Source organism: Pseudomonas gingeri (assembly GCF_013385635.1).
Taxonomy (GTDB): Bacteria; Pseudomonadota; Gammaproteobacteria; order Pseudomonadales; family Pseudomonadaceae; genus Aquipseudomonas; species Aquipseudomonas gingeri_A.
This window is the reverse complement of record NZ_JACAPR010000010.1, coordinates 339,511-354,799: the sequence shown is the minus strand read 5'-3', so window position 1 is coordinate 354,799 and position 15,289 is coordinate 339,511. Positions and strand designations below refer to the sequence as shown.

Genomic DNA, 15,289 nt, shown 5'->3' with positions numbered 1-15,289 from the left:
AACTGGCCCAAGCCGCTGTTCAGGACTTATTGCAGGAGCACGGCATGAGCAACAACGAAGCGGTGGAGATGGCGCACCGGCAGTCCCCATGGAAAATCGTCGCACGCGGCGGAATCGAGCTGGAAATCTCCTGGATCGTGGGCGCTGACAAGACCTCCGTCAGTGGTCAGATCCTCTACCGCAACATCAACGAAGCATACGCCTTCCAGCTCGGAACCCCGGCTCACCCGGAGCGCTGGGTGGAAAAAAAGATAGGCAACATAGAAGTCACGCTGACGCTGGATATCGACCCCAGGGAAGCGCACCTGATAAGCAACCTGCCGCTGAGCCATGACAAGTTTCTCAACACCGCCATTGGTGGCTGGCTACTGGACGCCCGGTCTGACGGGTTCATTGACGAAGACGGGCAGTCATTCACCGAAATGCCTCACGAGGCCATGGACCTGCCGCCTTTCATCTGGCTGCATCCACTCACGCCGGGTGAACGCGCGGACATGCAACTGCGCTTCATCCGCCTCAAGTCACCTGAGAGCCTGCCGCTCTATACCAGCCTGAGCCAGTGCACCAGCGCCGCCGAAAAACAGGCCGCCGCCCTGGCGTTCAGCGGTTTCGTCAGTGACATCTCGACCCTGCCGGCCCCTATCAACCGTTTCCCGGCACTACGCCTGGAGTTGCTGGCGACACTCCCCGGCGAACAGTCATTGCCCGATATCTGGAAACAGACCGAGCTCCTGCTGGGTGAAGAAGTCGATCATTTCCTCGCCAGCGCGGACTGGACCAGCAGTCAGGCCAGCGTCTGGCAAAGCCTGTTTGTCCTGGCCCTGACAGGTACAACCCAACAGGCCGGTCTCGCCGCACAATTGATCGATATATTACGTGTAGGACATTTCCTCGACCGCCTGGAGCAGTGCGATCCCCGCCTCGAAGCCCCAGGGACACGGACACTGGTATTGTCGGCAATCACCGCACTGCCCGACGCCGTCACCACCACCGACCTGGCCCTTGCGGCCCCCGCGACCGACAACGCGTGGAGCATACTGGGCCCGGCCACGCTGAAGCGCGCGCATCAGTGCCTGCTGGGTTATGGCCCGGGGGAACTGGCCGATATCGTCAACGTCATGCCCCATGAGCGCCAGGAACATCAGGAACAGTTGCGCAGCTATCGCCAGGAGCACGACGACAACGACACCGAGCGGCAAAGCGTACGTGACCAGAGCCAGCAGACATCCGCCAGCAGCGACCTCACCAATGCCCTTCAGGAAGTCATGGCCAGCGAAGGAGTTGCACGCAACCTGAGCGATGTCTCACCGAGCTATGAAAACCTCAATGAGTACCTCAGCGGCAGTTGGACAGGCGCCAATGCCGGCGCTTCCTGGACGGAGCAGGACCGCTCGCAACGGATACAGCAACTGACCGAAAAGGCCGCCCGGCATATCGGCGATCGCGTAACCCGGCATCGTGGGCACGTCTGGCAGCAAGCCTGCGAGCGCCGCCGGAGCAGCCTGATCGACAATTCCGGCAACCAGCGTCTAGTTGGCATCTATCACTGGGTGGACAAATTGATGCAAGTGCACCTGGCGGATATCGGCCGGCGCCTGGTGCTGGAGTTCAAGATCAAGGAGCCCGCCCAGAGCTGGACCGAGCAAGTGCTGCAGTCCTGTTCCCCGCCCCTGTCCGAGCCCCTGTCCCTGGCCGACTCAACGCCTGCGATCGATAGTTACAGCGACGTCCTGCCGAGCAACTACCAGGCCCTCGGGGCACAATACGGGCTCAGCGACATGGCCCCGCCGCCGGCGGACACGCGCCGAGTGGTCGTCACGGTCAACCAGATGCTGGTGGGTGACCTGAGCGTCCTGAGCGTTCCCAAGGGGTATCTGGGCGTTGACGGGCAGATGACCCTTGCGCTCATGGACAATCAAAACAACCTGACCTGTGCCGTTGCCGGCCAGGTCGAGAGCATTCCCGGCACAACGAGCACAGCCGCGGCACTGACCGTCGTCACACCGGCCACCAGCAGTTCCACCAGCGTGGGCAATGTGGTGATCACGCCTGTGCCGATGCCGGTCTCGCAGGTCAGCAACGTGGAACTGCAGCATGTTGCAGGCCTCATCGGGGCTATTCCCGTGACAGCCATGTCGGCCGCCACCGTCTGGGGCGTGACGCTCGAAGTGAACTGCAAGCGCGACACCACAAATGGCGACCCATTGCTGGTGTCCTGGCAAGTGCGCACCTACGAACGCCTGCAGCAGGCCTGGCAACGGGCCCAGGATGACTACCAGGCCGCACTGGCCCGACAGATCGCCAGCGCCAGCGCCGGGCATACCACTGAAATACAGCGTACAACCCTGATGCAGGGCTGCCTGGCATTGCTGGCACCCGCCCCGGCTACCGACACCGGGTACCTGGCGGCACAACTGCGCTGGACTGAAATGGGTTGGCATTATGAAGCGCAGATCATCGCAGAGGATCCGGCGGGCGCTCTTGCCATCACCGCGTCCACCGCCGAAAAACTGTTCACGCGCTTCCTGCAGGCCAGCGTCGCCACTGCACGGGTACCGGTCGCTCCGGGGCACGAGGCACGATTGCTGTTTGCCCTGCAATTCCCCCAGCCCTGGATCGGCGATATCCACGGCACGCCCGCCACCGAAGGCACGCTCTTTTTGCTGGAAGAGCTACTGGGATCAGAGCCCGACCACTTCGCGCGCCCCCGTCGGCATTGGACCGTACGGCTACCGACCTCGCTGCTGTACTTGCAGCAAGGGGCGCAACTGCCGGCACTGCTGACCCCCTCTCAAGAACCGGCACAGGCAATCCCCCATGGACATGAATGATTGTTTCCCGGTGGGAGCAGTTGTCCCCTATGCAGGTCCCCTGGCCAGTTCAGACGCCGCGAAAGACGTCAATCTGGATCAGATCAGGACCAACCTTGCCCGCGCCGGCTGGCTGTTCTGTGATGGAGCTTCGTTAAACTGCCAGGACTATCCGGAGTTGTTTGGCGTGATCGGCCAGGCATATGGCTGCCAGAGTCCCAATCACTTCAATCTGCCAGACCTGCGCGGTCGCTTCATCCGCGGCGTCAGCGCCGACAGTTCGACGGATCCCGACAAGGACTCGCGCAAGGCATCGAGCACCGATGGAAAGGGGGCGGTCGGCAATCGGGTCGGCTCCTTGCAAGCCGATGCCTTCCAGGGGCACGAACACCACTACACGGCCCTGATCCAGGAAGGCCCGCCGGCAGCCGGGGAAGGTCCGCCAGGCTGGATCCTCGACCCGGCCCCCAAAACCACCGCCGACATTGTCGAGGACAGCAGTCCGGACTACGACACGCCACGCGCGGCCAAGGAAACGCGTCCGGTCAATCTTTATCTCAACCACATCATTCGTTATCGGTATCGCATCCACCATCGCGGTTGAGCAAAACCAACCGCCCCCACACAACATCGTGCAGACATAACGCTCAGAGGAAACAGGGATGACCATCACTCTAGAAGTATTACGGGCAATCCTGCCGAAATCGGACGATGCAGCCACCCTGTTCATCGACCCTCTCAATGAGGCCATGCAGAGGTACGCAATCGACAGCCCGCTGCGTATCGCCGCCTTTCTCGCTCAGGTAGGTTATGAAAGCGAGCAGTTACGCGTATTGAGCGAAAATCTCGACTACAGCGCAGCCCAGCTGGTGCAACTCTGGAAAAATCGTTTCGATTGCAAGACAGCCGATGAATGCGCGTACAAACCCGACTTGATCGCCAACATCGCCTACGCCTCCCGCTACGGTAACGGTCCCGCCGACACGGGAGATGGCTGGAAATACCGGGGACGCGGCCTGATTCAACTGACCTTCCACGATAACTATCGCGAGTGCGATGCAGAACTCGAACTGGGCCTGATCGACAACCCTGGCCTGCTGGCCGAGCCATCGGGAGCCGCGTTGTCGGCCGGATGGTTCTGGAAACACCATAACCTCAATGACCTGGCGGACAAGGGGAATTTTGAGGAAATAACCCAAAAAATAAACGGCGGTTCGAACGGCGCGAACCAACGACTGGCGCTTTACCACACCGCCCTGCAAGTGCTGAAAGTACCTGTCCAGCTCGAGGACGCCGATAACACGGCACCTGACCAGCGATAGGTCGCCATTGAACCGTCTTGCTGTCCAGGCTTGACTTCTCTTTTTATATCAGTAACATACAACTCATTCCGCGATAGCTCAGTTGGTAGAGCAAATGACTGTTAATCATTGGGTCCCTGGTTCGAGTCCAGGTCGTGGAGCCAGACAAGGTTCCAGAGAAGGCTTCCAAAATCTCTGAGACCACCGAAAAAACCCGCCTTCTGGCGGGTTTTTTCGTTTTGGCAACACCAGGAGGGCTGACGCCTTGCACGTCAGCCCACCCTCTTCAACTATCGCACCGCCTATGGCCTGGCGATATCCGTGCGCGAAACGTCGGGTGAAGACTTCGGCAACGTATCCCGCAGTTGCTTGACCTGTGTCGCGCTGACAGTCGGCGCCTGGTTGCCCCAACTGGTGCGGATGAAGCTCAGCAGTTGTGCCACTTCTTCATCCGACAGGCGCCAGGCAAAACCCGGCATCCCCAGCTCAGAAGGCGCAGTAGCGGTGGCCGGCAATTTACTGCCCGCCAGCACCAGGCGAATCATCGACACCGGATCTTCCGACAGCACCGACGAGTTACCGGCGATTTTCGGGAATACCCGCGCGTCGCCTTGGCCGTTGGTACGGTGGCAGACCGCGCAGTTGTCGATGTACAGCTCGGCACCACGACTGCCCTCCAGGCCTGCAGCCAAGGCTTTGGCGGTGGCCGGGTCGGCGCTGAAACCCGATACCTGACGCTCGCCGGCAGACAGCGTTTTCAGGTACGCCGCCATCGCATGCAGGTCGCCATCGTTAAGGTTCTGGGTGCTGTGAACCACCACATCGCCCATTGCACCACCCAGTACCGCATGGGTTTCACTGCGGGCGCTGCGCAGGGTCGCGACGATATCGTCGAGGCTCCAACGGCCCAGGCCGTCCGCCGGATTACCGCGCAAGTTCACCGCCAGCCAGCCATCGATCACCGGCCCGCCAGACAAGTAGACCGGACTGGACTCATCCAGCGCCTTCTCCTGCAAGGTCACCGCACGTGGTGTGTGGCAGCTGCCACAGTGGCCCAGGCCCTGGACCAGATACGCACCGCGTGCCACCTCGGCGTCCTTGTAGCCATCGGCCTTGAATGCCACCGCATGGGGGTCGGGCGCAAACACCTTGCGCCAGATCGCCAGCGGCCAGCGCATGGACAATGGCCACGGCACCGCGTTGGCGCGGTTCCCGGCATTGACCGGCGTGACGCCATGCATGAAATAGGCGTAGAGCGCCTGCAGGTCATCGTCGTTGACCTTGGCATACGCCGGGTACGGCATGGCGGGGTACAGGCTGCTGCCATCGGCCGCGATACCATGACGAACCGCGCGGTCAAAATCCTCCAGCGAATAACCGCCGATACCCGTGGTTTTGTCGGGCGTAATGTTGCTGCTGTAGAGCGTGCCGATTGGCGAGGCAATCGGCAGGCCACCGGCGAACGGTTGCCCCCCTCTGGCGGTGTGGCATGCCGTGCAATCGCCTGCGTCGGCCAGGTAGCGCCCCTTCTCGATCAACGCGGCCTGTCCGGCTTCAGGTGCCATTTGCAATGCGCGGGTGTGTGTCGGCCAGAACGCGAACATCAACAACACAACCAAAACTGCCACGGCCAATCCAACCAGGCTCAAGAGAAACCTTTTCATCGCTCTCTCTCCTTATGCCTGAACCAGCGGGCCGGGGTTTTTGAGGTACTGCTCGCGAATCGCCGTGGCAGACCAGTACGCCAGCGCGCCGACCATTCCGGTCGGGTTGTAGCCGTTGTTTTGCGGGAACGCGTTGGCGCCGATGGCGAACACGTTATGCACGTCCCACGACTGCAAGTAGCGGTTCAATGCCGAGGTTTTCGGGTCGCTGCCCATGATCGCGCCACCGCAGGTGTGGGTGCTCTGGTACTTGGTGATGTTGTAGTGCTCGCCCGGTTTCTTGGCGTCGCCGGCCATGGCGGTCGGGTTGAGAATCTTCGACATCTCCAACGCCTTGCCGACCAGGAACTGCGAGGCCTTGATCTCGTTGTCGTGCCAGTCGAAGTTCATCCGTAGCAGCGGCCGGCCGAAACCGTCCTTATAGGTCGGATCCAGGCTCAGGTAGTGCTGGCGGTACGACATGCAGGCGCCCTGCACTTCGAAGTAGAACGAGTGACGGAACGCATCGCTGGCCGCCTGTTTCCACTGCGTGCCCCAGGCGGGCGTGCCCGGCGGTACGTTGATCCCACGCACCGGACCGGCGCCCGGCTGGCGTGCCCAGATAATCCCACCGCCGACGAAACCGGCCTTGGCATTGTCCAGCTGGTTACCGTTGAGGTTATCCATGGTGGTGCCCGCGCCACCGATCCCGATGAACTGGTTGGCCTGCACTTCCTTGCCAAAAAACAGCACCACCCGGTTGAGGTTCTGGTAGGAATAATTGCGCCCGATGGTGCCTTCGCCGCTCAGTGGATCGTAGGGTTTGCCGATCCCCGAGAGCAGCATCAAATGCACGTTGAACAACGAAAACGCGCAGAGCAGCACCAGGTCGGCCTGTTGCTCCACTTCGCGGCCCTGGGCATCCAGGTACGTCACACCAGTGGCCTTCTTGCCATCGCTGTCGAGATTGACCTTGAGCACTTGCGCATGAGTGCGCAGTTCAAAGTTCTTGCGCTGGCGCAGCACCGGCAAGATGCTGATGTTCGGGCTGGCTTTGGAGTAGTTCAGGCAACCGTAATCACTGCAGAAACCGCAGGCGTTGCATGGGCCCATCTGGCAGCCGTACGGGTTGACGTAAGGTGCCGACGCGTTGGACGCGGGGATCGGGTACGGGTCCCAACCCATCTCGCGGGCTGCACCGTAAAACATCTCTGCACCGAGGTAATTCGGGTTCGGGCCCAACGGGAATTCACGCGAGCGCGACCCTTCGAACGGGTTGCCGCCCACCTGTTTCGCGCCCTGGATCACACCGGCCTTGCCGGACGTGCCACACACGTATTCGAAATGATCGAAGTGCGGTTCGAGGTCTTCGTAACTGACCGGGAAATCCTGGATGGTCATGTCGTCGGGAATGAATTGGGCGCCATAGCGCTGTTCGGTATTGCTGCGCAATTTGAAATCTTCCGGCAGGGCGCGGAAGTGGCAGCCGGACCAGTGGCTGCCCGCCCCGCCGACACCGGTGCCCGGCTTGAATGAGCCCATCTGCCGGTACGGCACAGCCGTGGAGGTCAGGTTGTGCCGTGCGGTGACGGTTTCCTGGGACAGGCTTTGCAGGTAGCGGCGATGTACCGAACCTTCAAGCTCGTCGACCACTTTCGGGTAAGCGAAATCAGGCTGCGTGTCACGGTCGGCGCCGCGCTCAAGCACCACCACGTGCAGTCCTGCATCGGTGAGTTCCTTGGCCAGGATCGCCCCGGTCCAGCCCATCCCCACGATTACGGCATCTACTTTGGCTTTGATGTTCGCCATGCTCAACCCCTCCGCCCGGCCAGATCAACCGGCGGCAACGGGTACGGCCTGTCACGCACCGTTACCCAGTCCATGTAATCGGCGCGCATGCCGGGATAACCGATCATCTTCCACGCACCCATGTTTTGATTGCCGCCGTAGGAAGGGTCGGCGAAATAGCCGTTGCGCACTTCGTTGAGCAGGTTGCTGAAAAACAGCTTCGAGGAAATGTCTTCCAGCGCCAGCTTGCCGCTCTCGGCGTTCTTCAACAGGTCTTCCTGCTGGGCGGTCGAGAGCTGGGCGAACGTCTTGCCGGCGAAGTTTTTCTGGCAACTGGCGTCAATGGCCTTGATCCCGACCCGCAGGGTTTCGCGCAACGTGAGGCGGCCCTGGTAGCCAAACTCCGGCGCCGCTTCAATGAACGGCCCCTGCATGTACCAGATGCCGCCGTTGGCGTAGGGCGTCTGCATGTGCCGGTCGAGAAACTCCGGTACGCCAAGTTCGACGGCGCCCGGGCCGACCTGATCGGACGGAATCAGGCGGTCGCAGGCTGCAATCAGGAATGCCCACTCCTGCGGGGTAAAGAACGTCGGCTTGTAATCAGCGGCCTTGGCGGGTGCTGGCATACCGGCCTGGCTGTCGCTTGCCGGGGTCTGCGCGAAGGCGCCGGCGGAAAGGCCGGTACTGGCCAGTGTGACAACAGGGATCATCGTCAACGACTTACGTAGAAAGTCGCGACGCCCTGGGGAGGTATCGTTCTCGGACATCGGTTACTCACTCCTGAGTCTAAACACGGGTGTACATTGGTTTTTCTTATGATTTGCCATCGAAAACAGAAAATTGATTGCTACCTAATTATTATCAAGCTAACAAATAACCCCTAACTAAAACGGCTAGCGCCACCTGTTTCAAGGCAATGGCGCACGGGTTCAGATCTTGAATTGGCGTACCAGGCCGTTCAGGTTGGCGCCCAGCGAAGACACATCACGCATGGTGCGCGCGCTTTGCTCGGTTTCGTCGGCCAGGCTTTCCACCGCGCCGGCAATCTGATGCACGCTGCGGTTGATCTCTTCGGCGACCGAGGTCTGCTCTTCGGCGGCGCTGGCAATCTGCGCGTTCATCGCGTTGATCGTGCCGATCAGGTCCGAGATCGAATCCAGCGAAACCCCCACTTCGTTGGTCTGCTGGTTCGCACCCTCACCGGCTTCGGTCGAACGATGCATCGCGGCGACCGAGGCCGTAGTACCCGCTTCCAGGCGCGTGATCATGCCCTGGATCTCTTGAGTGCTTTGTTGCGTGCGGCTGGCGAGTGCGCGAACTTCATCGGCGACCACCGCAAAACCACGACCGGCTTCACCGGCACGCGCGGCTTCAATCGCGGCGTTGAGTGCCAGCAGGTTGGTCTGGTCGGCAATCGAGCGAATCACGTCGAGCACCGAGACAATGGACCGCACGTCCTGTTGCAGGCTGTCGAGGCTGGTACCGCTCAGGCGAATATCCGATACCAGTGCGCTCATCCCCTTGATGTTGTCGCCCACTACCTTGCGCGCGACATGGCCTTGCTCGTCGGTCTCCGCTGCAGCCTGGGCAGCACGCTGGGCACTGACCGCAACTTCCTGGGCTGCCGCCGACATTTCGTGGATTGCAGTGGCGACCTGATCAGTCTCGTTGCGCTGGCGCTGCATCGCTTGTTCAGAGCGCAAGGTTTGCTGGGTCGCCTGATGCACCAGACCGTCGAGGTCGGTAGTCATCTTCGCCACCTGGCTGACCATGGTGTGGATCTTGTCGACGAACCGGTTGAACGAGGCGGCGAGATCACCCAGTTCATCGTTGCTGGTGATCGCCAGGCGATGGGTCAGGTCGCCGTCACCGGCGGCAATGTCATCCAGGTTGGTCTTGAGCACCCGCAGCGGGCGGACAACACCATTGGCGGTCCAGATACCGGCCGTTGCGGTTACCAGCAACAGCACCAGGGTCACCAGGAAGATGCTGCCCAGCAGGGCGCGGGTGCGCTCAGTGACCGCTGCTTGCTCCAGCGCCATGGCAGCGTCGATGTCATCCATATTGATTGCGCTGCCGAGCACCATGTCCCATTTTTCCAGGTATATGGTGTAGCCGAGCTTGGGTACCTGCACACTTTCCTGGCCCGGTTTTGGCGCGAAGTAATCGACGTAGTGCTTGCCGTTCTTAGCCACTTCGACAAAGGTCTGGTAGTGGAAGGAACCGTCCGGATCCTTGGTGTCCCAGAAGCTCTTGCCGACCCCCGCGGTGCTGTCGCCACGGAAGACCCGCACGCCTTTGGTGTCGTAACCGAAGAAATAGCCCTCATCCCCGAACTTTACCGGTTTGAGCAATTCGAGGGCCTTGTCGCGGGCCGCCATATCGCCCTTTGCCGAGGCATCGTGCAGCGGCTTGATGGTGGTCAGGGCCACCTCGACATAGTTCTTCAGCACGTCACGATTGCGCTTGATCAAACCCTCCCGGGTTTCGAGCATTTGCTGATCGGCAGTGCGCTGCAACATCCACGAAGCAAGACCGCTGATAATCAATGCGAACAACAACGAGGGGATGATAGCCAGACACAGCAACTTGCCTTTGACTGTAAGCTTCATGAACGATATGTCCTCCAGGTCAGTGTGGTTTTTCAGCGTATCGACCCAGTTAGAAATATCTTGATAAAAAATGATGGCATTTTGACGTCAAAAATTAATCGACGCGTTCTGCGTATGAAGAAATGGTCAGCGCCGCTTCTTCATACCGCACGGCAGGGCGCTATCGCCGCAAGCAGGACCTCGCACGTATTCTCTATACCGGCAGCTCCTGAATACCGGTCTTGAGAAACCTCAGGATCTCATACGCGACAATCTCCGGCGCTTCACGCTGGGGAAAGTGCCCCGCCCCTTCGATCAGTACGCGCTCGTAACGCGCCGAGAAGTAGCTCTCGCGGCCCTTGGAACTGTCCGGGTGATTGCAGCTGTCCGCGCCACCGTGCAGCACCAGCGTGGGTATCGACAATACCGGTGGCGGATTGAGTTTCGCTTCTTCGGCAAGGGATGCCGGGTCGCCTTCGACAAAACCCCAGCGATGCCGGTAGGAATGCAGTACCACCGCCGCCCAGTCCGGTCCCGCGAAGGCGCGGCAGGCGGTCTGGAAATCCTGCTCCGTGTACCAGCCGGCGGGCGACCAGGTGTCCCACATCATCCGGGCAAAGGCATTGCGTTCGCTCTCGACGACCTGCTGACCGCGAGGTGTCGCCATGAACCAGTGGTACCAGTAATTGCGCGCCTGCGGCAGGGAAATGACCTGGTTCGGATCGTTGGTACCGTAACCGACCGAGAGCATCACCAGGCCCGCGGCCACGCCAGGCCGAAGCCCACAGGCATTGGCCACGGCCCTGGCGCCCCAGTCATGCCCGACCAGCACGGGGCGATCGAGCGCCATGGCATCGATGAAATCCAGCAGATCCATGCCCAGCGCCGCCAGTGCACCACTGCGCGGGGTGTCTTCATGGCGAAAGCACGTCGGCGCAAAACCCCGGAGCGCCGGCGCCAGCACCCTGTAGCCGGCTTCGGCCAGATGGCTGGCGGTGCGTGTCCAAGTCTCGGGGCTGTCGGGCCAGCCATGGACCAGCACGGCAACCCGGGCGCCAGCGGGGTTCCACTCCAGATAGGCGATGTCCAGCAACGGTGTAGTGACAAATGAATGGTTCATGGCAATTCCTGCGGGCTTGGCGGTTGTCTGGGAGAAAGACTACCGCCGCTGCTACGAATCATTCATGATGAGTAAAGGCCTATTATCAATTTTTCAAGTTGAATCAGAAATGAACGCAGACCACTCCCTCGCCGCCATTTCCGCCTCCCTCGACATTGCCTTGCTGCGCACCTTTCTCACGGTGGTCGACACCAACAGCTTCGCCTCGGCCGCCGACCTGCTGGCGCTGACACCGTCGGCGGTGAGTGGGCATATCAAGCGCCTGGAAGACGATGTCGCGGTGAAGCTGCTGTCGCGCACCACCCGCCGCCTGTCCCTGACCGCCGAGGGCGAGATCCTCTACACCTATGCGCGCAATATCCTCAGCCTGGAACGCGAGGTACGGGCAAAGTTGCGAGGAGCACACATTCAAGGACGTATCAGGGTCGGCTCCTCGGAAGACTTTGCCGGCACCTGGCTGGCTGCCGTTCTGCAATCCTTCAACCGCAGCCATCCGCGGGCCTCCATCGAGTTGAAGGTCGGCATCACCGCCGATCTGGTGCAACAGCGCCAACTCGGCCAGCTCGACGTGGTGTTCGGCAAGCAGTGCAGCCGGGTGGACGAAGGCGGCGAGTTGTTGTGGGAGGAACCGCTGGTATGGGCCTACGCGGCGAAAATGCCGCTGGACAGCGCAGTCCCCCTGCCCCTGGCCGTCTTTCCGGAACCTTGCGTCTACCGCGAGGCGGCCATCCAGGCGCTGGCCCTGGCGGCAACGCCGTGGCGCCTGGCATTTGAAAGCAGCAGCATGGCCGGTTGCATTGCCGCGGCACTGGCAGGTTTCGCCGTGACCCCGATTGCCCGCAGCCAACTGCGCGAAGGGCTCAGGGAACTGGGCCCGGCCGAGGGACTTCCAGCCCTGGCGAAGGCCCGCTTCCATGCCTTTTCCGACCGTTCCGATACGGCCATCAATGCACTGATCGAGTCAGTACAGGAGATCGGCAGGCGTCGCCGCTTCATCGATCAATAGACGCCGGCCGCACGCCGACATCAGAGAATACGCTTGCCGGTGCGATCCAGGCGCGGCATCCAGTGCCCGAGGATATCGGCCGAAACCACGATGTGATGGGCCCGGCCGATCAGCAGGTGGCGTGGCACGAAGCCGATGTAGCGCGAGTCGGCACTGTTGTCGCGGTTGTCGCCCAACATGAAGTAGCTGTCCGCCGGTACGGTGATCGGCCCGAAATCCCGCGCGGCGGCAACCCCACGCAGAAACTGCACCCGGCGCACGCTGCTGTCGGCGGCCTCGGTCACGGACACCCCGGGAATGCTCGTCTCGTGGGCGCCCGGCTCGGCGATATCGCGGGCGTCACTGTAGTGGGCCGCCACGCCGTTGACGAACAGTACCTCGTTGCGCATTTCCAGCACGTCGCCCGGCACCCCGACCAGCCGCTTGATCAGGCGCACGCCATCCTTGGGCGAGGTGAAGGTCACGACATCGCCACGCTGTGGAGTGCCCAGGGCTGCCAGGGAGATATCGCTCAACGGCAACTTGAAGTCATAGGCCAGCCGATTGACCAGCACCACATCGCCTTCAAGCAGGGTTGGCCGCATCGAGCCCGACGGAATCGGGTTCCAGTCCGCCATGGAAGTCCGGAAGATGCCGAAGCACAGGAGAAAGATCAGCAGCCCACGGTTATTGACGATCCAGCGCTTCATATCGACCTCAGAAAGGGATAACGTTTTCAGCGATTCTTGTAGCACCGTGCCTCAGGCCGAGCCAAGCCCCTTCTACGCCGATCAGCGAGTTTTCATGATCAGCTCATCCAGTTGCCACCGTCGACGTTATAGGTTTGCGCCACGACGAAGTCGCTCTCGGCACTGGCAAGGAAGATCGCCATGCCGGTCAGGTCCTCGGCGGTGCCCATGCGGCCATAAGGCACTTCCTGCGCCACGAGCCGTTTCTTTTCCCCCAACGGCCGCCCTTCATGCCGGGCGAACAGGGCATCGACACCGTCCCAGTGCTCGCCGTCGACCACGCCGGGAGCGATGGCATTGACATTGATCCGGTGGCTGATCAGGTTCAGCCCCGCCGATTGCGTCAGGCTGATCACCGCCGCCTTGGTGGCGCAATACACCGCCACCAGCGCTTCGCCGCGTCGCCCGGCCTGGCTGGCCATATTGATGATCTTGCCGCCGTGTCCCTGGCTGATCATCTGCCGGGCCGCCGCCTGCAAGGTGAACAGGGTGCCGGCGACGTTGATCGAGAACAGCCGCTCATAACTGTCCCGGGTGATCTCGGTGATCGGCGCCAGGTCGAACAACGCGGCATTGTTGATCAGGATATCCAGCTTGCCGGCATGCCCGACCACCGTCGCGATGGCGCCATCGATGGAGGCCTGGTCGGTCACGTCCATCTTCACCGCATAAGCGTTCGGTCCCAGTTCGGCGGCCGTGGCCCGGGCACGCGCCAGGTCGATATCGGCGATCGCCACGGTGGCACCTTCGCCGATGTAGGCCTGGGCAAACGCGCGCCCGATACCACGGGCAGCACCGGTCACCAGGGCACTCTTGCCTTCCAGTCGTTTCATTGAGAGTTCATCCATTACGTCAGATTGGGGGGAATGCGCCCGACAACGGGCGCCGGCGATCAACCTTTTTTCGGGTAACCCGCACGCTTCATTTCACGCTCGGTATTGGCCTGGGCTTCGGCCAGGGCCTGCTCGACCGTCACCTGTCCGGTCAGCGCCGCCGAGAACGACTTGCCGACCGAAGTGCCGATGGCCTGGAACTCGGGAATGGTCACGTACTGGATGCCCACATACGGCACCGGCTGCGCGGAAGGATGCGCCGGATCGGCGTGCTGCATCATCTGCAGGGTCACCCTGGCAAACGGCGCGGCCTTCAGGTAGGCATCGTTGTAGGTGGACAGGCGGGTGCCCGGCGGCACGTTGGTGATGCCATCGGTGTCGGTGACCAGTTGGATATACTGTCTGGAAGTCGCCCACGCGACGAAGGCCTTGGCCGCCTCCTTGTGTCGCGAGGTGGTCGGGATCGCCAGCGACCAGGCGTACAGCCATGACGAGCCTTTGTCGGTCGCTTGCGTCGGCGCCGCGACAAAGCCGACATCGTCGGCCACCTTGCTCTGCGACTTGTCGGTGGTGAAGGAGCCGGCGACGCTGGCATCGACCCACAACGCACACTTGCCACTGTTGAACAGTGCCAGGGTTTCGTTGAAGCCATTGCTCGACACACCCGGAGGGCCATATTTCTTCAGGGTATTGACGTAGAAATTGGCGGCGGCGGTCCATTCCGGACTGGTCAGTTGCGGTTGCCACTGTTCGTTGAACCAGCGTGCGCCAAAGGCATTGGCCATGGTGCTCAGCAGCGCCATGTTCTCGCCCCAGCCGGCCTTGCCCCGCAGGCACATGCCGTACTGCTCCTTGTCCGGCTGGTTGAGTTTGGCGGCAAATTCGCCGAGCCGGGTCCAGGTCGGGTGCTCGGGCATGCTCAGTCCGGCCTGCTTGAACAGGTCGGTGCGGTAATAGGTGACCGTGCTTTCGCCATAGAACGGCAAGGCATACAGCGTGCCGCCGACCGACAGGCCCTGGCGTACCGAGGGAAAGATATCCTCGACGTCATAATCGGCGGGCAAGCCGGTCATCGGTTCCAGCCAGTGCTTTGCGCCCCACAGCGGGGTTTCGTAGGTGCCGATGGTCAAGACGTCGAACTGGCCGCCCTGGGTAGCGATATCGGTGGTCAGGCGCTGGCGCAGAACATTTTCTTCCAGCACCACCCAGTTCAGCTTCACCTCGGGGTGCTGTTGCTCGAAGACTTTGGACAAACGTTGCATGCGGATCATGTCACCGTTGTTGACGGTGGCGATGGTCACGGTTTCGGCGGCCTGGCAGGCCCAGGCGGCAGAGAGGCCGACGGACAGGGCAAGGGCTGTGGCGATCAACTTCATCGGGTTCTCCGGCCTGGGCGCCAGGCGCTATTATTTTTGTTGTTGACCACGGTCGGACGAACGCCGGCCAGCCGTGACGGACGCGCCGATTAC

General features: G+C 61.5%; 12 protein-coding genes and 1 tRNA gene. 5 read left to right on the top strand and 8 right to left on the bottom strand.

The features are described 5' to 3' along the window. Positions 1-44: 44 nt before the first annotated feature. The 4 genes from HX851_RS12030 (at position 45) to HX851_RS12015 (ending at position 4,275) form a co-directional block, all read left to right on the top strand. On the top strand, positions 45-2,831 hold the full coding sequence (locus HX851_RS12030; RefSeq protein ID WP_177065508.1) for a hypothetical protein: 2,787 nt from the start codon (positions 45-47) through the stop codon (positions 2,829-2,831). Continuing rightward, positions 2,818-3,414, top strand: a complete 597-nt coding sequence (locus HX851_RS12025) for a phage tail protein (protein WP_177056403.1) — start codon at positions 2,818-2,820, stop codon at positions 3,412-3,414. Before HX851_RS12030 ends, HX851_RS12025 begins: the two co-directional genes overlap by 14 nt. Positions 3,415-3,472: 58 nt before the next feature. After that, on the top strand, positions 3,473-4,132 hold the full coding sequence (locus HX851_RS12020) for a glycoside hydrolase family 19 protein (RefSeq protein WP_177065506.1): 660 nt from the start codon (positions 3,473-3,475) through the stop codon (positions 4,130-4,132). A 67-nt stretch (positions 4,133-4,199) separates the two neighbouring features. Beyond that, positions 4,200-4,275, top strand: a tRNA-Asn gene (locus tag HX851_RS12015). 138 nt (positions 4,276-4,413) lie between these two features. Here the strand turns inward: HX851_RS12015 and HX851_RS12010 are convergent. From HX851_RS12010 to HX851_RS11990, 5 genes are all read right to left on the bottom strand, one after another. Next, complete coding sequence (locus tag HX851_RS12010) at positions 4,414-5,775, bottom strand: cytochrome c (protein WP_177056405.1); 1,362 nt, start codon at positions 5,773-5,775, stop codon at positions 4,414-4,416. A 12-nt stretch (positions 5,776-5,787) separates the two neighbouring features. After that, complete coding sequence (locus HX851_RS12005) at positions 5,788-7,563, bottom strand: GMC family oxidoreductase (RefSeq protein WP_177065504.1); 1,776 nt, start codon at positions 7,561-7,563, stop codon at positions 5,788-5,790. A 2-nt stretch (positions 7,564-7,565) separates the two neighbouring features. Further along, positions 7,566-8,309: a gluconate 2-dehydrogenase subunit 3 family protein gene (locus HX851_RS12000; protein WP_177056407.1), complete on the bottom strand. Its 744-nt coding sequence runs from the start codon at positions 8,307-8,309 to the stop codon at positions 7,566-7,568. Between the two features lie 162 nt (positions 8,310-8,471). Further along, positions 8,472-10,154, bottom strand: a complete 1,683-nt coding sequence (gene ctpM / locus HX851_RS11995) for a methyl-accepting chemotaxis protein CtpM (RefSeq protein WP_177065502.1) — start codon at positions 10,152-10,154, stop codon at positions 8,472-8,474. Positions 10,155-10,347: 193 nt separating this feature from the next. Then, positions 10,348-11,253, bottom strand: a complete 906-nt coding sequence (locus tag HX851_RS11990; protein ID WP_177065500.1) for an alpha/beta fold hydrolase — start codon at positions 11,251-11,253, stop codon at positions 10,348-10,350. Positions 11,254-11,362: 109 nt separating this feature from the next. On the opposite strand from HX851_RS11990, the gene HX851_RS11985 reads away from it, so the two are divergent. After that, complete coding sequence (locus HX851_RS11985; protein WP_177056410.1) at positions 11,363-12,259, top strand: LysR substrate-binding domain-containing protein; 897 nt, start codon at positions 11,363-11,365, stop codon at positions 12,257-12,259. 20 nt (positions 12,260-12,279) lie between these two features. Here HX851_RS11985 and lepB read toward each other — a convergent pair whose 3' ends face one another. The 3 genes from lepB to HX851_RS11970 form a co-directional block, all read right to left on the bottom strand. Continuing rightward, the gene (lepB, locus tag HX851_RS11980) at positions 12,280-12,948 is read right to left on the bottom strand and encodes a signal peptidase I (RefSeq protein WP_177056411.1); all 669 of its coding nucleotides are present in this window, start codon (positions 12,946-12,948) and stop codon (positions 12,280-12,282) included. A gap of 98 nt (positions 12,949-13,046) precedes the next feature. Next, the gene (locus HX851_RS11975) at positions 13,047-13,820 is read right to left on the bottom strand and encodes an L-iditol 2-dehydrogenase (RefSeq protein ID WP_177056412.1); all 774 of its coding nucleotides are present in this window, start codon (positions 13,818-13,820) and stop codon (positions 13,047-13,049) included. A gap of 59 nt (positions 13,821-13,879) precedes the next feature. Beyond that, positions 13,880-15,196 (bottom strand): ABC transporter substrate-binding protein, encoded by a 1,317-nt coding sequence (locus HX851_RS11970; protein ID WP_177065498.1) that lies wholly within the window; start codon positions 15,194-15,196, stop codon positions 13,880-13,882. Between the last annotated feature and the right edge of the window lie 93 nt (positions 15,197-15,289).

Coding starts and splice junctions, on each gene's coding strand:
- HX851_RS12030 (WP_177065508.1), top strand. CDS start 45: ATGAGCAACAACGAAGCGGTGGAGATGGCGCACCGGCAGTCCCCATGG.
- HX851_RS12025 (WP_177056403.1), top strand. CDS start 2,818: ATGGACATGAATGATTGTTTCCCGGTGGGAGCAGTTGTCCCCTATGCA.
- HX851_RS12020 (WP_177065506.1), top strand. CDS start 3,473: ATGACCATCACTCTAGAAGTATTACGGGCAATCCTGCCGAAATCGGAC.
- HX851_RS12010 (WP_177056405.1), bottom strand. CDS start 5,775: ATGAAAAGGTTTCTCTTGAGCCTGGTTGGATTGGCCGTGGCAGTTTTG.
- HX851_RS12005 (WP_177065504.1), bottom strand. CDS start 7,563: ATGGCGAACATCAAAGCCAAAGTAGATGCCGTAATCGTGGGGATGGGC.
- HX851_RS12000 (WP_177056407.1), bottom strand. CDS start 8,309: ATGTCCGAGAACGATACCTCCCCAGGGCGTCGCGACTTTCTACGTAAG.
- ctpM (WP_177065502.1), bottom strand. CDS start 10,154: ATGAAGCTTACAGTCAAAGGCAAGTTGCTGTGTCTGGCTATCATCCCC.
- HX851_RS11990 (WP_177065500.1), bottom strand. CDS start 11,253: ATGAACCATTCATTTGTCACTACACCGTTGCTGGACATCGCCTATCTG.
- HX851_RS11985 (WP_177056410.1), top strand. CDS start 11,363: ATGAACGCAGACCACTCCCTCGCCGCCATTTCCGCCTCCCTCGACATT.
- lepB (WP_177056411.1), bottom strand. CDS start 12,948: ATGAAGCGCTGGATCGTCAATAACCGTGGGCTGCTGATCTTTCTCCTG.
- HX851_RS11975 (WP_177056412.1), bottom strand. CDS start 13,820: ATGAAACGACTGGAAGGCAAGAGTGCCCTGGTGACCGGTGCTGCCCGT.
- HX851_RS11970 (WP_177065498.1), bottom strand. CDS start 15,196: ATGAAGTTGATCGCCACAGCCCTTGCCCTGTCCGTCGGCCTCTCTGCC.